A 20,186-nucleotide genomic window follows, 5' to 3' on the forward strand; every position below is an offset into this window, starting at 1 on the left:
GACAGTCGGCAACGTTAGGTTTCTTTCACAGCGCAACGGTTGGCTTGCGCTGCTCCAGCGCGCGGTACTGCCGGGCGATTTCGAGGATCCATTCCCGGTCCGAATAGCTTTCGGGCTGCCCGAGCCAGCTCATTCCGGGGAACTTGCCTTGGCCCGCGGGCCGCGCCACCCGCGGTGTGCGGCGGCCGGCATGGATCCACTTGGCGATCGCCATCGCCTGCGCGTCGGGGCTCACGCCGGTGCGCTCGACGTCGGCCAGCACGTCCACCGTTGCGCCGTCCGGCCCACCGGCGCGTAGATGCTCGGCCATGGTGGCCTCCATGTACAGCGCGTCGGAAATCAACGACAACCGCTCGGCCACCCGGAAAATCAATGGCCCACGAGGCCGTTCACCGATCCCGACCTCCGGCTGCCGTCGCTCCAGCTCGGTCAGCAGCGGATCGATGAGACGCAGTTCGCGCCGACCGCCGAACCAGTCCTCGATCGCGGGCAACAGCGATCCTGCCGCCACGATCGCCATCGCCGCGCCCAGCAGGGTAGCCGCGGTGCCCACGCCGACGAGGCGCGAGGTACCCACAGCGCGGATCAGGAAGAACGCGGTAGCCGCCACCAGCAGTGCGATGCCGACAGTGAACACGAAAAGTGCGCGACCGCGGCGGGTCCGATTGGAATGGCGCATGCCCGCCCACAGCACCAGCGTGAAGGCCAGCATCACGTACAGCAGCGGTAACAGCCACGGCAGCGAGGTATTGGTCGACCCGAGGTTGCGCCGCAGATATTCCTCCGGCGACATCTCCGGCTGCTGACCGGACAGGAAGAACAGCACCAGGCTGGCAATACCGATCACCGCGGCCACCGCGTACTGGGCGGTGGCGATCCGGCGGATCGCTGCGGGGCTGCGGGTCGAGGCGACGCTGGTGATCATCACGCAGCTGCCCGCCGCGCAGCCGATCAGCGCAAGCTGGCTCAGCCCGATGGAGATGTTGGACCAGTGCAGGGCGCTGTCGATCAACAGGGTCAGCGGAGGCCAGTTCAACGCGGCGACCGCGGCCAGGCTGCCCAGGGCGAGGATCATGGCGGAGCTGACCACCGATTGTTTGTTGACCAGTGCCCACCCGATGCGCAGGCCGGTGGCCATCCCGAGCAGACCGGCGATCAACCAGACGATCAACCAAACGCCTCTCCGAGGCGAACCTGCACGATCGACGACCGATCCGACGGTGAGCGGCCCAGGCGGTACAGCAGCAGAGCGGCGAAATCCTCGGCCTCCTGCTCGATGTCCTCTCCCCCGGGACCCATGCATCCTGTGCGCTGGTTGAGCATGTAGCCGATGAGATCGTCGCTGGCCAACTCGGCGACGTCGCGGGCGGCTTCGGTGACCGGAATGCCGTAGTGCCCGAGTACGAGATGGCCGAGTTCGTGGGCCAGCGTGCGGTCCCAGGTGGGCAGGCCGTTCTGGATCATGAACACGTCGTGATCGGCGTATTGGCGCCACTGACCGCACACGCCGGCAGGTAGGTCGGCCATCGTGACCTCGATCGGACGGCCGCGGTCGGCGCTGACGGCCGCCACCAACCGGGTCAGGGAGATCTCCCCCTGGCGGGGCGCAAGGTCAAGGACGTCGTTGACCGCAGTCGTGACGCGGCGACTGGCCGACATCTCGTCCCCCTTCCCCGACGGCGGGTTGCGATGCGAACTGCGCTACTGCATGAACCGCGTCGTCCCGGCGGCCCGTACGAGATGGCCGGCCTTCGCTTGGCGGTATCCGAGAAATCCGCCGAGTCCGGTCAGAGCGAGGAGCCCGGCGAAACCGGGTAAGGCTACCGCCGCGACCTCGCCGATCTTGGCATCTTGGAGGTATTTCGGATAGCCAACCCTAGACGACGGCGGCACTTCTGTACCGGCTCCCGTGGACGTGGCGGGTGGCCGTTCACGCGTCGACGGGGATTCCCTCCCGGGCCCGCTTCGCGGGGCCGGCTCGGAACCCGGACCGACCGGACGCAGCGGCACCTCGAGTACCGGAGGCAGTCCGATCAACGGGGGCATCGTGATGGGTGGCGGTGTCAATCCGCTCGACCCCACCGCGCCGCTCTCGGCGCTGACCACGGGTGGCTCCCCCGGCTCGCCCGGCTCCCCGGGCGGCGGAATCGTCCGCGGCGCGGCGTCGATCAGGCCGCCGCTGCCGCCACCACCGCCACCGGCCTCGGGCGGCGGTGCGATACGCGCACTCGGCGGCGCCTCGACGCCGACACCGTCCCCTACTGCGGCCCGCGGCCAATGCAACGGCGGCAGCGGAGGTAGCGGCGGGAGCACGATCGGCGGGAAATGCGGGAACGGCAGACACGGCCAGCTCGACGGCCCACCGGGATCGCCGGGATGCCAACCGCCGCCGGGAATTTGGCCGGCCGGTGCAAGAACCCGGCGGGGGGCGCTCGCAATGCCGCCGTCCGGCCGGTCGATGCCCGAGCTGGTGCCGCTGCCGCGCGGCTTGTGCGGTCCGTTGTGTCCACGGCCGCTGTCCCGCTTGCCGTTCGGCGAGGTGTTGCTGTCCGGGCCGGGCGCAGCCCCTTGCTCGCCGTCGCTGCTACCGACCGTGCCGGGGCTGGCGGTGGCCGGCGTCGCCGCGAACACGGCTCCACCACCGCAGAGCAAACCGCACGCGATCACCCAGCTAATCGCTGCGGCACCCATCGGCGAGCGGGTCACGACGTTCCTCGAGTTAGCGGCGCAGGTCGGCGCCGCGTCGGACGGTTCGGGATCATTGTGGCATATCCGCAGGTCGTGATAGGCCCCGTTGAGCCGGGCGATAGGGTTAGCTGACCCGATCGCGAGCGCGTCTCGCCGATCGCCGACGACCTACTCGGGAGGCATCAGGTATGGGCCTGTTCACCAAGCGCAAAAGCCGTGCGACGCGCCGCGCGGAGGCTCGTGCGATCAAGGCCCGCGCCAAGCTCGAGGCCAAGCTGTCGGCCCGCAACGAGGTCCGCCGCATCAAGGCCGCCGAGCGCTCCGAGAACAAGGTGCTCAAGGCGCAGCTGAAGGCCGCCCGTGACTCCGACCGGGCGGCGGTGAAAGTCGCCGAGGCGCAACTAAAGGCGGTCCGCGAGGGCAAACTTCTGTCGCCCACTCGGGTGCGGCGGGCGCTGACGGTGTCCCGGCTGCTCGCCCCGGTCATCGTCCCGGTGGCCTACCGCGCCGCGATCGCTGCCCGCGGCATCATCGATGAGCGGCGCGCCGACCGTCTCGGCGTCCCGCTGAGTCAGCTCGGGCAGTTCTCCGGTCAGGGCGGCCAGTTGTCGGCCCGCATCGCCGGCGCGGAGAACTCGCTGCGGATGGTTGCCGAGAAGAAGCCCAAGGACGCCGAGACCAAGCAGTTCGTCGCCGCGATGACCGAACGGCTCAACGCCCTGTCGGCGGCCATCCCGGCCGCCGAGAACATGCCGGGCCAACGCCGCCGCGATGCTCACGCCGCGATCGCCGAACAACTCGACGGAATCGACGCCGATCTGATGGCGCGCCTCGGCGTGCTGTGATGGCACTCCATCGGGTGGTGACCCGTGGGACGGCCCTGGCCGCGCTGCTGACCCTGAGCTCGTGGACAGTCGCGGCGACCGCCGGCGCGCACGTTCATGTCAACGCCGATCACGCCGTGCGTGACGACTACGCACTGGTGACCTTCCAGGTCCCCAACGAATCCGAAAAAGGCGTTCCGACAACAAAAATCACGATCACACTGCCCAACGTCTCATCGGCGAGCACCGATGTGATGGCAGGCTGGACCGCGACCCTGGACCGCGACCCGGCCAGCGGCGCCTATCGATCCGTGACGTTCACCGCGACGCCCAACGCGGGTATCGGCGTCAGTCAGTTCGAACTGTTTCCGGTGTCGATCAAACTGCCCGACGCCGATTCGGTGTCGTTCCCGGTGACGCAGACCTACGCCGACGGCACGAAAGTCAACTGGGACCAGCCACCGCTGCCCGGGGCGGCGAGCCCGAATATCCGGCCCCGGTCTTGCCACTGACCGCCGGCCCGCACGAGCCGGAGGAGTACCACGCGACGCCACCCGGGACCGCGAGTCCCTCGGTGAGCGCCGCGCCGGCAGCCGACGCGCAAGCCCCGACACATAGCGGCGCCGACAACACCGCGCGGGCACTGGCCGGCGGTGCGCTGCTGGTGGCGGCGATCGGCGTCGGCGTCGCATTGGCCCGCCGGCGAACATGACCGCGTTGCGGCGGTTGGTCGCCACGGCGTTGCTGATCACCGCGATGGCGGTAGGCGGAACGGCCGTTGCCTGGGCACACGCCGTGCGGGTGTCCGCCGACCCGGCACCGGATGCGGCGCTGTCCACGGCACCGACGCGCATCAGTGCCACCTTCAATGAGCAGCTGCAGAGCGATTTCGCCGCGATGACCGTGGTGGGCCCCGACGGAAACCTGTGGTCCGACGGGACCCCGCAGGTGCAGGGCGCCACGGTCAGCGTCGGGGTGCGCCCACTCGGCCCGGCCGGGTCCTACACCGTGAACTACCGGGTGACCTCGGCAGACGGTCACGTGGTGTCCGGTTCCTGGGCGTTCACCATGACCGTCGCGGGCAGCGGCTCACCGGGCCCGTCGGCGACGGCGTCGACACCATCTGCAGACCGCGCGCTGCCGGTCTGGCCGTTCATCGTCGGTGCCGTGGCGGTCATCGCCCTCGGGTTGATCTGGTCGCGGCTTCGCCGAACGTGACCCTGGCATGATGGGTGCCACTGCCGGCGACGAGTTAGTGAAGAGGAGCGCACCTGATGGCAGACGCGCAGGACCTGCCCGACGAGGGTCGCGACGCCACGCCGCCGGGGCCGCCGGCGCCGGCAACGCCCCCCGCCAAAAAAGCGCCGGCCAAAAAAGCGCAGGCCAAGAAGGCTGTGAAGAAGGCACCGGCCAAGAAGGCGCCCGCGAAGGCCGCCGAGCCGGCCAAGAAGGCACCGGCGAAAAAGGCACCGGCGAAGAAGGTGGCGCCACCACCACCGGTTGCCGAGCCCGCTGCGACTGCCTCGGACAACGGCTCTGCGCCGCTGACTGAGGGCGCCCGGGCGGCGGCCTACAACGCCAAATCGTCGGTCGAGCAGGCCACCGACCCGGTCTCCACCCCGGCGATCGTGCCGGCGCCGGAACCCTCGCGCTCCCCGCTGCCGTTCGCGGTGGCCTTCGCGGCGGCGGTGCTGATCGCTCTGCTGGTGCGCCGGCTGCGCCAGCGGAACGCGGAGTGAGCGTGGCGGTCACCTTCCGTCCGACCGCCGATCTCGTCGACGACATCGGCCCGGACGTCCGCAGCTGCGATGTGCAGTTCCGGCAGTTCGGCGCTCGCACCGAATTCGCCGGACCGATCAGCACGGTGCGCTGCTTCGAAGACAATGCGCTGCTGAAGTCGGTGCTCTCCGAACCCGGTGACGGCCGGGTCCTGGTGATCGACGGCGATGCCTCGGTGCACACCGCGCTCGTCGGGGACGTGATCGCCGAGCTGGGCCGCTCCAACGGCTGGGCCGGGCTCATCGTGCACGGCGCGGTCCGCGACGCATCGACCCTGCGGACTCTCGAGATCGGCATCAAGGCACTGGGTACCAATCCCCGGAAGAGCACCAAGACCGGCGACGGCGAGCGTGATGTTCCGGTCAGCTTCGGCGGCGTCACCTTCACGCCGGGCGACATCGCCTACAGTGACGACGACGGAATCGTCGTCACCGCTGCGAGCTAAACCCCTACTGCGACACGGTTTTTGGTGAAGCTCAGCGCTTCGTCGGCGACCTTGCCGTGCCGGATCAGCCGCAGGTCCAGCAGGTAATTCTGCTTGAGCCGCCACGGTGCGCGGGAGCCGGCCTTGGGGAGCCGGTCGAGTGCGCGCAACACGTAGCCCGGCGTGAAGTCCATCAGCGGGCGTTCCTCGATATCGGCCGACGGCTGACTGGGAGCAACTCGGTCATATCCGTTGGCGTCCATGTAATTGAGGACGCGGCATACGAATTCGGACACCAGGTCGGCCTTCAGCGTCCAGGACGCATTGGTGTAGCCGATGGTGAACGCCATATTGGGCACGCCGGAGAGCATCATGCCCTTGTAGGCCATCGTGGTGTTGAGGTCCAGCGCCTTGAGGTCCATGGCGATCTCGGCGCCGCCGAACAACTGGAGGTTCAAACCGGTTGCTGTCACGATGATGTCGGCCGCCAGCTCTTGGCCGGAGGCGAGCTTGATTCCCGTAGCCGTGAAGCGCTCGATGGTGTCGGTGACCACCTCTGCCCGGCCCTTGCGGATCGTGCGGAACAGATCGCCGTTGGGCGCCAAGCACAGTCGCTCGTCCCACACGCGGTAGCTCGGCCCGAAGTGCTTGTTCACGTCGTAGCCTTCGGGCAACCGGCGCTGCGCCATCGTCATCAACTGCTTGCGCATGAAGTTGGGGAACCGCCGGGCCAGCCGGTACTGCATGGACTGGAACACGATGCTCTTCCACCGGTTGGCGACATAGGCGGGTTTGGCGGGCAGCAGCTTGTTCATCCGTACCGCGAACGGGTCGACGTCGGGCAGCGACCCGATGTAGGTCGGTGAACGCTGCAGCATCGTGACGTGTTCGGCGCCCGAATTGGCAAGGGCTGGAATGAGAGTCACGGCGGTCGCGCCGCTGCCGATGACGACGATCCGCTTGCCGGTGTAATCCAGATCCTCAGGCCAGTGCTGCGGATGGACGATGGTCCCGGTGAACTCGTCGGAGCCGGGGAACTGCGGCGAGTAGCCCTCGTCGTAGTTGTAGTAGCCGCTGCAGGCGAACAGGAACGAACACGTGATGTCTTTCTGCTCGCCATCCGCTTCGACCCGGACCGTCCACAGGTTGTCGGCGCTGGACCACTCGGCGCGGAGCACGCGGTTTCGGAATCGGATGTGCTTGTCGATGCCGTACTCGCGCACCGTGTCCTTGAGATAAGACATGATCGACGGCCCGTCGGCGATCGACTTCTCCGACGTCCACGGCTTGAACCGGAAGCCCAGGGTGAACATGTCGGAATCCGACCGGATGCCCGGGTACTTGAACAGGTCCCATGTGCCGCCGAGATTCTCCCGGCGCTCCAGCATCAGAAAGCTCTTGCCCGGGCAGCGGTCCTTCAGGTGCCAGGCCGCGCTGATGCCGGAGATGCCGGCGCCCACGATCATCACATCGACGTGTTCAGTCATGGCGGCGACGTTATCAACACCGTGTTGAATAGGTCAACACTCTGTCGAGAAAATCAACACGTTGTAAAGTACAGCTCGTGCCAGCTGTCAGCCCGGCCCGCGTTCGCGGGCGCCGCGCCACCCGCCCGTCCGGCGACGATCGCGAAGCGGCCATCCTGCGCACGCTCGAGGAGATGCTCACCGAACGGCCGTTCGCCGAGATCTCCGTGGACGAACTCGCCAAAGGCGCCGGCTTGTCCCGGCCGACGTTCTACTTCTACTTCGCCTCCAAGGACGCGGTGCTCGTGCGGCTGTTCACCCGGGCGATCACCGCCTCCGGCCCCGAGCAGCAGCAGAGCGCCGACGTCCCCGGGCAGCGCCGGCAGGCCTGGCGTGACGGCATCTACGCCTTCTTCGATTCGCTGCGCCCGCACCGGGCGGTGGTACTCGCCGGGCTCGGGGTCATGGCCACCAACACCGAACTCCGGGAGGTGTGGTCGGCATTCATGACCGGCTGGATCGACTACACGGCGGCGCTGATCACCCGGGAGCGGGAGCGTGGTGCCGCACCCGACACCGTCCCGGCACGGGACCTGGCGACGGCTCTGAACCTGATGAACGAACGGGTCGTGGTCGCCGCCCAGGGCAGCCGGCAGCCCACGCTGGCGGAGGATGCCGCCCTGGAAACCGTCGTCCACATCTGGATCACCAGCATTTACGGCGGGGCACCGGACTCGGTTTGATTCCGGCTTCGCATATTCGAATTCGCCGTCCGAGCGGCTGGCCCTAGTCTGTCGGCATGTCGGAGCCACACCCATCGAGGGGTGCCACGGTTGGCAAGCTCGCGTTGTACTGCCTGCTGGCCGGCGTGTTGGTGGCGGCCATGCTGTTTCCGCTGGCCGGCGGCGCGGGCATCGTGGTGAACCACGCCTCCGATGTGGCGGCGCAGGATTCCGAGCAGTTGATGGAGGGCGAGGTGCCCACGGTCTCCACCATGGTGGACGCCGCCGGGAACCCGATCGCCTGGATCTATGCGCAGCGCCGGTGGCCGGTGCCCACCGACCGGATCGCCGACACGATGAAGCTGGCGATCGTCTCGATCGAGGACAAACGCTTCGCCGATCACAACGGCGTCGACGTCCAGGGGACTCTGACCGGTCTGGTCGGCTACCTCCGGGGCGACCTCGACACCCGGGGCGGGTCGACGATCGAGCAGCAGTACATCAAGAACTACAACCTCTTGGTCAACGCCCAGACCGACGCCGAGCGGCGGGCGGCCGTCGAGACGACTCCGGCGCGCAAGCTGCGCGAGATCCGGATGGCGCTGGCCCTGGACCGGGCGATCTCCAAGCCCGAGATCCTCACCAGGTACCTCAACCTCGTCTACTTCGGCAACGGCGCGTACGGGGTACAGGACGCGGCCAAGACGTACTTCGGGATCAACTCGACGGACCTGAACTGGCAGCAGGCCGCGCTGCTGGCCGGCATCGTGCAGTCGACCAACGCGCTGAACCCCTACACCAACCCCGAGGCCGCGCTGGCCCGCCGCAACGTCGTCCTCGACACGATGATCGAGAATCTGCCGGACCGGGCCGAGGAGCTGCGCGCCGCCCGGCAGGCGCCGCTGGGCATCCTGCCGCAGCCGAACTCGCTGCCGCAGGGCTGTATTGCCGCCGGCGACCGCGGCTTCTTCTGCGACTACGTGCTGCAGTATCTGGCGCGTGCGGGTCTGTCCAAGGACGACGTGGCACGCAACGGCTACCTGATCCGCACCACCTTGGACCCGAAAGTCCAGAACAGCGTGAAGAAGGCGATCGACACCGTCGCGAGCCCGCAACTCGACGGCGTGGCCAGCGTGATGTCGGTGATCGCGCCGGGCAAGACCACTCACAAGGTGCTCGCCATGGGCGACAACCGCAACTACGGTCTGCAGCTCGATGCCGGTCAGACCGTCCAGCCGCAGCCGTTCTCGCTTGCCGGTGACGGCGCCGGATCGATCTTCAAGATCTTCACCACGGCCGCCGCCATGGAGATGGGCATGGGGACCAACGCCCAACTCGACGTTCCGGCGCAGTTTCAGGGAAAAGGCCTGGGCAGCAGTAACACCCCGGGTTGCCCCAAGGAGACCTGGTGCGTGAAGAACGCCGGCAACTACCGCAGCCCGATGAGCGTGACAGATGCGCTGGCGCAATCGCCCAACACCGCGTTCGCGCGATTGATCGGCCAGGTCGGGGTGCAGCGCGCGGTGGACATGGCGGTCAAGCTGGGGCTGCGGTCCTACGCCGAGCCGGGCACGGCGCGCGCATACCAACCGGACAGCAACGAGAGCCTGGCTGATTTCATCAAGCGCCAGAACCTCGGCTCGTTCACGCTGGGCCCGTTCGAGCTCAATGCCCTCGAATTGTCCAATGTGGCAGCCACATTGGCGTCGGGGGGCATGTGGTGCCCACCCAGTCCGGTCGACAAGATCTTCGATCGGCACGGCCGCGAGGTGGCCGTGGAGACGCAGGCCTGCGAGCAGGCGGTTCCGGAGGGCCTGGCCAACACGCTGGCCAACGCCTTGTCCAAGGACTCCACCGGCGGCACCGCGGCCGGTTCGGCCGGCTCGGTCGGCTGGAGCCTGCCGATGTCGGGCAAGACCGGCACCACCGAATCACACCGCTCCTCAGGCTTTCTCGGCTTCACCAATCAATACGCCGCCGCCAACTACATCTTCGACGACTCCACCAATCCCGGTGGACTGTGCTCGTTTCCGTTGCGCAAGTGCGGATACGGCAACCTGTACGGCGGCAATGAGCCCGCGCGCACCTGGTTCCTGGCAATGAAGCCGGTCGCCGAGGACTTCGGCCCGATCGCGCTACCGCCCACTGACAAGCGTTACGTCGAGGGTGGGCCGGGCAGCTCGGTGCCCAGTGTGACCGGCCTGAGCTTTGAAGCTGCGCGGAAACGCTTGCGGGAGGCCGGTTTCCAGGTCGCCGATCTCCCCACCCCGGTCAACAGCTTCTCGTCGCGGGGTGCGGTCGTGGGGACCACTCCGTCGGGCAAGACCATCCCGGGCTCGATCATCACCATCAATACCAGTAACGGCATACCGCCCGCGCCGCCGCCGGATCTGGCCCCTCCGCCGCCTCCCCCACCGCCGGACGCCCCGCCGCCGGACGTCAACGTGATCAACATTCCGGGCCTGCCGCCGATCACGCTGCCGATGTGGCCGCCACCGGCACCGCCACCACCCCCGGCGCCGGAACCCCCGCCACCGCCACCCCCGCCGCCCGCACCTGAGCCGCCGCCCCCACCGCCGGCCGACGGGCCCGCCCCTCCGTAGGCAGTTGTCGGACCGGCATGCGAACATATGTTCGTGTCCGGCGGCCGGGCGACCATCCTGCACGCTGATCTCGACTCGTTCTACGCCTCGGTCGAGCAGCGCGATGACCCGACGCTGCGTGGTCGTCCGGTGATCGTCGGCGGCGGCGTCGTGCTGGCCGCCAGCTATGAGGCCAAGGCCTACGGGGTGCGCACCGCGATGGGCGGCCACCAGGCCCGTCGGCTGTGCCCCGCGGCCGTGGTCGTTCCGCCCCGGATGTCCGCTTACAGCCAGGCCAGCGACGACGTCTTCGCGGTGTTCCGCGACACCACGCCGCTGGTGGAACCGCTCTCGGTGGACGAGGCATTCCTCGATGTCGCCGGGCTGCAGCGGCTGTCCGGCGACCCGGTGCAGATCGGCGCGCGGCTGCGGGAGGAGGTTCGCGACCGGGTCGGACTACCGATTACGGTCGGCATCGCGCGCACCAAGTTCCTGGCCAAGGTCGCCAGCCAGGAAGCCAAGCCGGACGGGCTGCTGCTGGTGCCACCCGAGCGGGAGCTGGAATTCCTGCACCCGCTGCCGGTGCGCAGGCTGTGGGGGTGGGACCCAAGACGGCCGACAAGTTGCGCGCGTACGGCATCGAGACCGTCGCCCAGGTCGCCGAGCTCGGGGAGTCGATGCTGGCGTCGATGGTCGGCCCGGCGATGGGCAGGCAGCTGTATTCGCTGTCGCGCAACATCGATCAGCGCCGGGTCGACACCAGCCGTAGTCGCCGCTCGGTGGGCGCACAACGCGCACTGGGCCGGCGCCGGATCACCCCTGCCGAACTCGACGCCGTGGTGATCGGCCTGGTGGACCGGATCACCCGCCGGATGCGCTCAGCGCAGCGCACCGGCCGAACGGTGGTGCTGCGCTTACGGTTTGACGACTTCACCCGTGTCACCCGCTCCCACACCATGGCCAGAGCCACCGGGTCCACCGCACCTATCCTGGCCGCGGCACGCGATCTGGTCGCTGCCGCCGAGCCGTTGATCGCCGAGCGCGGCATCACGTTGATCGGCTTTGCCGTCAGCAATATCGACCCGGTTGGCGCTCAGCAGCTGGAGCTTCCGCTCGACGGCGGGCGTCCGGAGACACTGGACCTCGACGCGGCGGTCGACCGCGTCCGGCGGCGGTATGGCAACGCGGTGCTCACTCGCGGTGTGCTCGTCGGACGGGATCCGGGTCTGGAGATGCCGCACCTGCCGGACTAGCCGGCGGGGTGCCATCCGCGCATCGCCGCATCCATCTGGTCATCCTCGAGTGCGCCGACCGGCAACGGCTGTTGGCCGTCCCGGTTGCGCATCCCCTCGAGCAACAGCGCCACGTACCGCCGCCACAGTTCGGGCTCGACCTGGCCGGCCCATTCGCTGACCGTGCCGGCGAGCATGCTCAGGATCGGCATGTCGGTCGGTTCGGCATCGCGACGCAGATAACCGTCATCCCGAGCGCGCTCGACCAGCTTCGAGATCGGCGGGGTCAGGCGCAGCCGCGCGCATTCGACCCCTTGGCCGCCGTAGGCCGAGCTGTAGACCATTTGGCGCAGACCACGATCGGTCGCCGTCAACTCACACAGCTGCTCGACGAACCATACAAAGCCGTCCCACGAATTCTCGTGTTGGGCAGCTGTTTCCGCGAGGCAGACCGCTTGGTCGATACCGTCGGCGAAGATCGCCTCGAGCAGTTCCTCCTTGGTGGCGAACCGCCGGTACACCGTGCCCACCCCAACGCCTGCATGGTGCGCAATGTCATTGAGCGTCGCTTCCAGGCCCCGGACAGCGAACAATTCACGGGCGGCCTGAACAATCCGCTGCCGGTTGAGCTCAGCATCTTTGCGCAGCCCACGGCACGGTTTGTCAATCATTCGCCCGAGTTTAGTGATGTGCCTAACGTATGCCAATAACCGGATTGACTCTATCCACTTATCCGCTTAGATTGCCTACCTAGATCGCGAGCGTCGGATGACCTGCGGCTGTCACAGGAAGGCCTGGGCCTTGATTGCTTTCGTCAAACGGGTCTGGTTGCCCACCCTCATGGTGGTGGCCGTCGTGGTCGGAATCGCAAGCGTGAGCCAGCTTCGGTCGGTGTTCGGTTCCGACGGAGCTGTGATCACGCCGGTGGGGTCCGACACGGCTGCCAAGTTCAATCCGAAGGTCGTCGTCTACGAAGTCTTCGGGACCGGCACGACCGCGGTGGTCAATTACACCGACCTCAACGGATTGCCCCAGCGGACAGGTGAAGTCAGCCTCCCCTGGTCACTGCGGCTTGAGACGACAGTGCCCTCCGTCATGCCGAATCTGTTGGTCCAGGGCGACGGTCAATCGATCGGCTGCCGCGTGCTCGTCGACGACAAGGTCAAAGACGAAAGGACGGCGCAGGGAGTGAACGCCGCGACGTACTGCTTGGTGAAGGCCGCATGAGCGCCAACCTCGACGATGCTCCGACCGACGCCATCCCGTCGGCCCGGCACGCCAAACGCCCTGCGCTGCCACGGTTTATCCGCACCTTTGCGATCCCGATCGTGCTGGCGTGGGTCGTCCTGATCGGAATCCTCGCCACGACCGTGCCGCAGCTCGCCGAGGTCGGCAAGATGCGCGCGGTGTCGATGAGCCCCAACGACGCCCCATCGCTCATCGCGACCAAACGGGTCGGCGAAGTGTTCCACGAGTACAACACCAGCAGTTCGGTGATGATTGTGCTCGAAGGTGAGCAGCCATTGGGACCCGACGCTCACACGTTCTACGACCAGATGGTCCGGGCCCTGCGTGCCGACACCAAGCACGTGCAGCATGTCCAGGACTTCTGGGGTGACACGCTGACGGCGGCCGGCGCCCAAAGTATCGATGGCAAAGCGGCTTACGTCCAGGTGTACATCAGCGGCGACCAGGGCGAGACACTCGCCAACGAATCGGTGGAAGCCGTCCGCAACATCGTCGCCGGTACCCCGGCGCCGCCCGGAGTCAAGGCCTATGTGGCGGGTCCGTCGGCGACGACGACAGACCAGAGCGCCGTCGGCGACGCCAGCATGGAGACCATCGAGGCACTGACCTTCGGCGTGATCACGATCATGCTGCTGTTGATATACCGGTCATTGGTCACCACGGTGATCACGCTGGGCATGGTCGTGGTCGGCCTGCTCGCATCGACGGGCGCCGTCGCGTTCCTCGGCTATCACAATGTGTTCGGACTGACGACCTTCGCCACGAATATGGTTGTCACACTTGCCATCGCGGCAGCGACCGATTATGCGATCTTCATGATCGGTCGATATCAAGAGGCGCGGCGCAAGGGCAAAGATCGCGAATCGGCTTATTACGACATGTACCACGGCACCGCACACGTGGTGCTGGCCTCGGGCATGACGATCGCCGGGGCCACCCTGTGCCTGCACTTCACCCGGTTGCCGTACTTCCAGACCATGGGCATTCCGTTGGCGGTCGGCATGACCGTCGTTGTGGCGGCCGGCCTGACGCTGGGTCCTGCGGTCATCTCGATCGTCAGCCGATTCGGTCGGGTGCTGGAACCAAAGGGCAAGAGCAAGTCTCGTGGCTGGCGCCGAGTGGGTGCCGCGACGGTCCGGTGGCCTGGTGCCGTGCTGGTGTCCGCCGTGGTGCTGTGCCTGGTCGGGCTGCTTGCTCTGCCGGGGTACCACACCACCTACAACGACCGTATCTATCTGCCCGGTGACATCCCCGCCAATGTCGGGCAGGCGGCCGCGGACCGGCACTTCTCCGAAGCCAAGATGAACCCTGAGCTCGTCATGGTGGAGGCCGACCACGATCTGCGAAATCCCGCTGATTTCTTGGTGATCGAGAAGATCGCCAAGGCGATGTCCCGGGTGAACGGCATCGCACAGGTCACCACCATCACGCGACCCGACGGCAAGCCGATCGAGCACGCCTCGCTGGCCTACACGATGAGTCAAAGCGGCACAGGGCAACTCATGAACAACGACTACCAGCAGACGATCCTGGAGAACACGCTCAAGCAGGCCAACGACATGCAGGTCACCATCGACTCGATGACCAAGATGCAGGGGATCACGTTGGAGCTGGCCGACGTGACCCGCCGGATGGCCGACAAGATGAAGAAGACGTCGATGACCATCAGTGAGGTGCGTGATCATCTTGCCGATTTCGACGACCAGTTCCGCCCGTTGCGCAACTACTTCTACTGGGAACCCCACTGCTTCGACATCCCGATGTGCTGGTCGTTGCGTTCGGTTTTCGACAGCCTCGACGGCATCGGCACCATGTCCGACGATTTCCAGGACCTGATTCCCGACCTCGATCGGATGGCCGAACTCACGCCGCAGATGGCGGCGCTGATGCCGGCGATGATCCAGACGATGCAGAACCAGAAGCAGATGATGCTCAACCAGTATCAGGCGCAGAAGGCCCAGCAGGATCAGAACATCGCCCAGCAGCAGAACGCGACCGCGATGGGTCAGGCCTTCGACGCCGCGCGCAACGACGACACGTTCTACCTACCGCCAGAGGCGTTCGGAACAGCCGACTTTCAACGAGGTATGAAGCTGTTCCTCTCCCCCGACGGTCATGCGGTGAGATTCACGGTGAATCACCAGGGCGACCCGCTCAGTGAACAGGGCACCTCGCACATCGACCCGTTGCGCACCGCCGCCGTCGACGCGATCAAGGGCACGCCACTGGAGGGGTCGACGGTCTACGTCGGCGGCAGCGCCTCGATGAACAAGGACATGCAACTCGGCGCCGACTATGACCTGCTCATCGCAGCGGTGGCCTCGCTGATCCTGATCTTCCTGATCATGGTGGTGTTGACCCGGGCGGTGGCTGCCGCAGCGGTCATCGTCGGCACGGTCGTGCTGAGTCTTGGCACCTCCTTTGGCCTTTCGGTCCTGCTGTGGCAACACCTGATCGGTATTCCGCTGCACTGGATGGTGCTGCCGATGTCGGTCATCGTGCTGCTCGCGGTCGGCGCCGACTACAACCTGTTGCTGGTGTCCCGGATGAAGGAGGAATTCCACGCCGGGCTCAAGACCGGAATCATCCGTTCGATGGCGGGAACAGGGTCGGTGGTGACATCGGCGGGCCTGGTGTTCGCCTTCACGATGATCTCGATGGCGGTCAGCGACATGATCGTCATCGGCCAGGTGGGTACGACGATCGGTCTCGGCCTGCTGTTCGACACCTTGGTGGTGCGGTCACTGATGACACCTTCGCTGGCGGCGCTGCTCGGTCGCTGGTTCTGGTGGCCGCAGCGGGTCCGCCCGCGGCCGGTGCCGCAACCATGGCCGAGCCGAAAGCGCGAGCTGGCGCCGGTCGGCAGTTAGCTTGCGGCCCAACCCAACAGCTTCTCGACCGGCCAGGTGTTGACGATCCGCTCGATGGGAACGTCGCTGTCGACGGCGCGCTGCGCACCGTAGCCGAGGAAGTCCAGCTGGCCAGGGGCGTGGGCGTCGGTGTCGATCGAGAAATCGCAGCCGATGTCCAGCGCTAGTTTCAGCAGCCGGGTCGGCGGGTCGCGACGCTCGGGCCGCGAGTTGATCTCCACGGCGGTGTTGTTGTCCCGGCACGCGGTGAACACCTTCTCCGCGTCGAACTTCGACTCCGGCCGCAGGCCGCGGTTGCCGGTGACCAGCCGCCCAGTGCAGTGGCCGAGGACGTTGACCCGCGAGTTGGTCACCGCGCGGACCATCCGTCGCGTCATCGACGGTTCGTCCATGGCCAGCTTCGAATGCACGCTGGCGACAACGACGTCGAGGCGGTCCAGCAGCTCGGGCTCCTGGTCCAGCGTCCCGTCATCGAGGATGTCGACCTCGATGCCGGTGAGGATCCGGAACGGCGCCATCGTCTCCCGCAGCTCGTCGATGACGTCGAGCTGATGGCGCAGCCGGTCCGGCGAGAGCCCGTTGGCGATGGTCAGTCGCGGCGAATGGTCGGTCAGCACGCAGTACTCGTGGCCGAGCGCTGCTGCCGCCGCCATCATCTCCGGGATCGGAGCCGACCCGTCCGACCAATTGGAATGCAGGTGCAGATCGCCTCGCAGAGCAGCTCGGATATCGCCGCCACCGAGGTCCTCGGCCGAGTCGCGCAACTCGACCAGCACGTCGGGTTCCTGGCCGGCCCAGGCCTGCGCAATCACCTTTGCCGTCTTCGGTCCGATGCCGGGAAGGCTCTGCCAGCTGTTGGCGCGGCCGTGCCGGTCGCGGGTCTGCTCGTCCAGTGCCTCGACGATGTCGGCGGCCTTGCGATACGCCATCACCCGCCGGGAATCCTCCCGCGCACGGTCCTTGTAGTACGCGATCTCGCGTAGCGCGGCCACCGGATCCATGGCTCCAGTGTGCCCGCGCGCACGACCCGTTGTGGCCGGCGAGCCCATCCGCGCTATGCTGATTGAGCTTTTGCTCAATCCATCAAGTCATCAATAAGAGGCCCATTGTGCCCAGCAGCTTTCCCGGCGGCGACGAGCGGCCGCTTTATGAGATCAAGGCCAACCTCTTCAAGGCGCTCGCGCACCCCGCGCGTATTCGCGTGCTGGAGATTCTGTCTGCGAATGACCGGCCGACCCCGGTCAGCGAAATCCTCGCGGCCACCGAGATCGAACCGACGCTGCTGTCGCAGCACCTCGCAGTCCTCAAACGCCATCACGTGGTGTCGGCGGAGAGGACTCGCAACGCCGTGCACTACGAGCTCGCGCACCCGTCGATCCGGGACCTGCTCGTGTCTGCGCGCGGCTTTCTTGCCGACACCCTCAAGGCCCGCCATGAGCAGCTGTCGGCCTTCGACGCGCTACCTCCGGTGGGAAATCCACAGTGATCACCAAGGCCGCCGGTCAGCTGTCGCGGCTGCTGCCACATCTGAGTGATTACGCCGACCTGCCCCGGTCGTGGCGTCGCGACATCCTCGCCGGGATCACGGTCGGTGTGGTGGCCCTGCCGCTGGCGTTGGCGTTCGGCATCAGTTCCGGAGTCGGGGCGGCCGCCGGATTGATCACGGCGGTGATCGCGGGAGTGGTCGCCGCGATATTCGGCGGATCGCATGTCCAGGTGTCGGGGCCGACAGGAGCCATGGCGGTGGTGCTCGCGCCGATCGTGGTCCAACACGGTGTCGGTAGCGTCGCGCTGGTCACGGTCCTGGCCGGGGTGATCGTGCTGACCGCCGGGATAACCGGGCTGGGCCGCGCGGTCACGTTCATCCCCTGGCCGGTGATCGAGGGCTTCACGCTCGGCATCGCGGCGATCATCTTTCTGCAGCAGGTGCCCGCGGCGTTCGGTGTCGCGGCTCCCGGCGGGCAACGCACGCTGGTCGCCGCCTGGACGGTCGTCAGCCAGGCCGATTGGTCGTCGGCGTGGCGCACCCTGGCCGTGGTGGCATTCGTCGCCGCGGTCATGGTCGGCCTGCCCCGGGTGCATCGCGCAATTCCCGAGTCGCTGACCGCCGTCGTCGTCAGCACCCTGCTCGTCGTTGCTTTCCACTTCCCGGTCGGCACGATCGGGAGCCTGCCGGCGCATCTGCCTGCACCGCTGATACCGCACGCCGACCCCGCGGCACTGCGCACACTGCTCGGCGCCGCGGTGGCCATCGCAGCGCTCGCCGCCATCGAATCGCTGCTGTCGGCGCGGGTGGCGGCGACCATGTCGCCCACCGGCCCCTACGACCCGGACCGCGAACTCGTCGGTCAGGGTCTGGCGTCGATGGCGTCCGGCCTCTTCGGCGGAATGCCGGCCACCGGCGCGATCGCCCGTACCGCGGTGAACGTGCGGTCAGGGGCTCGTACCCGGCTGTCGGCCATCGTGCACTCGCTGTTGTTGCTGGGCGTCGTCTATCTGGCCACCGGCCCGGTCGCGACGATTCCGTTGTCCGCCTTGGCCGGTGTGCTGATGGTGACGTCGTTTCGGATGATCTCGCTGAGCACCGTCGCCAAGATCGTCGGCTCCACCCGCTCGGACGCGCTGGCGTTCATCCTCACCGCGGTCGTCACGGTGTGTTTCGACCTGATCGAGGCGGTCGAAATCGGCATCCTGATCGCGGCGTTCTTCGCGCTGCGGACCGTCGCCCGGCGCAGCAGCGTGGTGCGAGAAGACCTGCCCGGGCCACCCCAGCCCGGCGACGAGCGCATTGCGCTGCTGCGACTGGACGGCGCGATGTTCTTCGGCGCCGCCGAGCGACTTTCCAACGCGATCACCAATTACCCCGACGTGTCAGTCGTCATCATCCGGATGTCCCAGCTCGGCATGCTGGACGCCACCGGCGCGCACACGCTGGCGGAGATCGCCGAAGACCTCGAGGCGCGGGGCGTCACCGTCATCATCAAGGGAGTGCGGCCCGAGCACATGGCCGTGCTGGCCAACATCGGCATTGTCGAGGCACTGCGACACGAGAATCACCTGATCGATTCCATCGACGACGCCGTCGCTCATGCGCGCTCCCACGTGACCGGCCCGGTTTATCCCTGAATATCCCCGGGTATAAAACCCGGCATGTCATCTCTGCAATGGCTGGTTGCGTACCTGTGCGCCGCCACTCTCGTCGCGGGTGGTGCCATGGCATTCGCCGCCTGGTCGCGCAGGAGCCAACTGACCACGCCCGCGGTGACCATCGGTCCCGCGCTGCTCGCCGGCGCACTCTGGCCGCTGGTCCTCGCCGGACTGGGCCAGTGGTTCCTGGTTCACGCCCTCGGCAAGGCGTTACGCCGCGAGCCCGCCCGGCGCAGCGACCTGACGCGGATGGACGCCGCCTGACAGGTGCCGGTCAGCGAACCGGACTAGGCTCGGCACAGTGCAATTCGCTTTCAAGACCTCCCCCCAAAACACCACGTGGGCCGACATGCTGGCGGTCTGGCGGGCCGCCGATGACATCGACGTCTTCCACTCCGGCTGGACGTTCGACCACTTCTATCCGATCTTCTCGGACTCGACGGGCCCGTGCCTGGAGGGCTGGACGACCCTGACCGCCCTGGCCCAGGCAACCACCCGGTTGCGGCTGGGCAATTTGGTCACCGGCATCCACTACCGGCATCCAGCGGTACTGGCCAACATGGTGGCCGCGGTCGACATCATTTCCGGCGGACGCCTGGAACTCGGCATCGGCGCGGGCTGGAACGAAGAAGAGTCCGGCGCCTACGGCATCGAGCTGGGCAGCGTCAAAGAGCGCCTGGACCGATTCGAAGAGGGCTGCCAGGTCCTCATCGGGCTGCTCAGCCAGGACACGACAACGTTCGACGGCACCTACTACCAGCTCAGCAATGCGCGCAACGAGCCCAAGGGTCCGCAGCGGCCGCACCCGCCCATCTGCATCGGCGGCAGCGGCGAGAAACGCACGCTACGCATCGTCGCCAAATACGCCCAGCACTGGAACTTCGCCGGCGGCACCCCTGAGGAATTCGCCCACAAGCGCAGTGTTCTGGCATCGCACTGCGCAGATATCGGCCGCGATCCGAGCGAGATCATGACGTCGGCCCATGTGCGAATCAGCGAGGACCACGACTACGCCAAGGCGATCGACGAGGCCGCCGCGCTGGCGGCCGAGGGTCTGGATCTGGCGATCATCTATCTGCCCCCGCCGCATGATCCGGCCGTGCTGGAACCGCTGGCCGAAGCGATCCGGGATTCAGGACTCTAGATAACAGCCGGATAACGGCGGGCAAAGCTGCGCCCGCGTCAACTACCGGGGAAATCGGTT

18 protein-coding genes and 2 pseudogenes are annotated in these 20,186 nt (G+C 67.1%); 14 read left to right on the forward strand and 6 right to left on the reverse strand.

The annotated features are described in order from the left end of the window. Positions 1-25: 25 nt before the first annotated feature. The 3 genes from D3H54_RS28845 to D3H54_RS28855 are packed head-to-tail and all read right to left on the reverse strand — an operon-like array spanning position 26 to position 2,706. Positions 26-1,171: a hypothetical protein gene (locus tag D3H54_RS28845; RefSeq protein WP_149383088.1), complete on the reverse strand. Its 1,146-nt coding sequence runs from the start codon at positions 1,169-1,171 to the stop codon at positions 26-28. Further along, positions 1,168-1,659 (reverse strand): ImmA/IrrE family metallo-endopeptidase, encoded by a 492-nt coding sequence (locus D3H54_RS28850; RefSeq protein ID WP_149383089.1) that lies wholly within the window; start codon positions 1,657-1,659, stop codon positions 1,168-1,170. Before D3H54_RS28850 ends, D3H54_RS28845 begins: the two co-directional genes overlap by 4 nt. A 42-nt stretch (positions 1,660-1,701) precedes the next feature. Continuing rightward, positions 1,702-2,706: a hypothetical protein gene (locus D3H54_RS28855; RefSeq protein ID WP_149383090.1), complete on the reverse strand. Its 1,005-nt coding sequence runs from the start codon at positions 2,704-2,706 to the stop codon at positions 1,702-1,704. A gap of 170 nt (positions 2,707-2,876) precedes the next feature. Here D3H54_RS28855 and D3H54_RS28860 point away from each other — a divergent pair, with 170 nt between their 5' ends. The 5 genes and pseudogenes from D3H54_RS28860 (at position 2,877) to rraA (ending at position 5,736) form a co-directional block, all read left to right on the forward strand. After that, entirely contained in the window at positions 2,877-3,533 is a 657-nt protein-coding gene (locus tag D3H54_RS28860) for a DUF6474 family protein (RefSeq protein ID WP_115317776.1), read from the forward strand. Further along, a pseudogene (locus tag D3H54_RS28865) lies at positions 3,533-4,224 on the forward strand (YcnI family copper-binding membrane protein). Before D3H54_RS28860 ends, D3H54_RS28865 begins: the two are co-directional and overlap by 1 nt. Next, positions 4,221-4,730 carry a copper resistance CopC family protein gene (locus D3H54_RS28870; RefSeq protein ID WP_149383091.1) on the forward strand — a complete coding sequence of 170 codons (510 nt, stop codon included), beginning with the start codon at positions 4,221-4,223 and terminating at the stop codon, positions 4,728-4,730. The pseudogene D3H54_RS28865 and the gene D3H54_RS28870 overlap by 4 nt, the downstream one beginning before the upstream one ends. Before the next feature lie 56 nt (positions 4,731-4,786). After that, a complete protein-coding gene (locus D3H54_RS28875; RefSeq protein WP_286199038.1) occupies positions 4,787-5,251 on the forward strand; it encodes a hypothetical protein in 465 nt (154 codons plus the stop codon). Positions 5,252-5,253: 2 nt separating this feature from the next. Continuing rightward, positions 5,254-5,736, forward strand: coding sequence for a ribonuclease E activity regulator RraA (gene rraA, locus D3H54_RS28880; RefSeq protein ID WP_149383092.1), 483 nt, complete (start codon positions 5,254-5,256; stop codon positions 5,734-5,736). Here rraA and D3H54_RS28885 read toward each other — a convergent pair. Further along, entirely contained in the window at positions 5,733-7,202 is a 1,470-nt protein-coding gene (locus D3H54_RS28885; protein ID WP_149383093.1) for a flavin-containing monooxygenase, read from the reverse strand. The genes rraA and D3H54_RS28885 overlap by 4 nt on opposite strands. A gap of 77 nt (positions 7,203-7,279) precedes the next feature. Between D3H54_RS28885 and D3H54_RS28890 the strand changes: the two genes are divergently transcribed. The 3 genes and pseudogenes from D3H54_RS28890 to dinB all read left to right on the forward strand — a co-directional run bounded on the left by D3H54_RS28890 (position 7,280) and on the right by dinB (position 11,738). After that, entirely contained in the window at positions 7,280-7,924 is a 645-nt protein-coding gene (locus tag D3H54_RS28890) for a TetR/AcrR family transcriptional regulator (protein ID WP_210419617.1), read from the forward strand. 56 nt (positions 7,925-7,980) lie between these two features. After that, positions 7,981-10,506 (forward strand): transglycosylase/D,D-transpeptidase PonA2, encoded by a 2,526-nt coding sequence (gene ponA2 / locus D3H54_RS28895; RefSeq protein ID WP_168214999.1) that lies wholly within the window; start codon positions 7,981-7,983, stop codon positions 10,504-10,506. Positions 10,507-10,533: 27 nt separating this feature from the next. Next, positions 10,534-11,738: pseudogene (gene dinB / locus D3H54_RS28900) on the forward strand (DNA polymerase IV). Here dinB and D3H54_RS28905 read toward each other — a convergent pair. Next, on the reverse strand, positions 11,735-12,388 hold the full coding sequence (locus D3H54_RS28905; protein WP_149383095.1) for a TetR/AcrR family transcriptional regulator: 654 nt from the start codon (positions 12,386-12,388) through the stop codon (positions 11,735-11,737). The pseudogene dinB and the gene D3H54_RS28905 sit on opposite strands and share 4 nt — an antisense overlap. A 130-nt stretch (positions 12,389-12,518) precedes the next feature. Between D3H54_RS28905 and D3H54_RS28910 the strand changes: the two genes are divergently transcribed. Continuing rightward, positions 12,519-12,944, forward strand: a complete 426-nt coding sequence (locus D3H54_RS28910; protein WP_149383096.1) for an MmpS family transport accessory protein — start codon at positions 12,519-12,521, stop codon at positions 12,942-12,944. After that, entirely contained in the window at positions 12,941-15,835 is a 2,895-nt protein-coding gene (locus tag D3H54_RS28915) for an MMPL/RND family transporter (protein ID WP_149383097.1), read from the forward strand. The genes D3H54_RS28910 and D3H54_RS28915 overlap by 4 nt, the downstream gene beginning before the upstream one ends. Here D3H54_RS28915 and D3H54_RS28920 read toward each other — a convergent pair. Further along, the gene (locus tag D3H54_RS28920) at positions 15,832-16,836 is read right to left on the reverse strand and encodes a PHP domain-containing protein (protein WP_149383098.1); all 1,005 of its coding nucleotides are present in this window, start codon (positions 16,834-16,836) and stop codon (positions 15,832-15,834) included. The genes D3H54_RS28915 and D3H54_RS28920 overlap by 4 nt on opposite strands. Positions 16,837-16,943: 107 nt before the next feature. On the opposite strand from D3H54_RS28920, the gene D3H54_RS28925 reads away from it, so the two are divergent. From D3H54_RS28925 to D3H54_RS28940, 4 genes are read left to right on the forward strand one after another with little or no spacing between them, the layout of a single operon-like run. Then, positions 16,944-17,321 (forward strand): ArsR/SmtB family transcription factor, encoded by a 378-nt coding sequence (locus D3H54_RS28925; protein ID WP_149383099.1) that lies wholly within the window; start codon positions 16,944-16,946, stop codon positions 17,319-17,321. After that, on the forward strand, positions 17,318-18,961 hold the full coding sequence (locus D3H54_RS28930; RefSeq protein ID WP_149383100.1) for a SulP family inorganic anion transporter: 1,644 nt from the start codon (positions 17,318-17,320) through the stop codon (positions 18,959-18,961). The genes D3H54_RS28925 and D3H54_RS28930 overlap by 4 nt, the downstream gene beginning before the upstream one ends. A 24-nt stretch (positions 18,962-18,985) precedes the next feature. Next, positions 18,986-19,246 carry a hypothetical protein gene (locus tag D3H54_RS28935; RefSeq protein ID WP_149383101.1) on the forward strand — a complete coding sequence of 87 codons (261 nt, stop codon included), beginning with the start codon at positions 18,986-18,988 and terminating at the stop codon, positions 19,244-19,246. 37 nt (positions 19,247-19,283) lie between these two features. Continuing rightward, entirely contained in the window at positions 19,284-20,126 is an 843-nt protein-coding gene (locus D3H54_RS28940; protein WP_149383102.1) for an LLM class F420-dependent oxidoreductase, read from the forward strand. Positions 20,127-20,186: the final 60 nt, after the last annotated feature.

It is taken from the genome of Mycobacterium sp. ELW1 (assembly GCF_008329905.1).
Taxonomy (GTDB): domain Bacteria; phylum Actinomycetota; class Actinomycetes; order Mycobacteriales; family Mycobacteriaceae; genus Mycobacterium.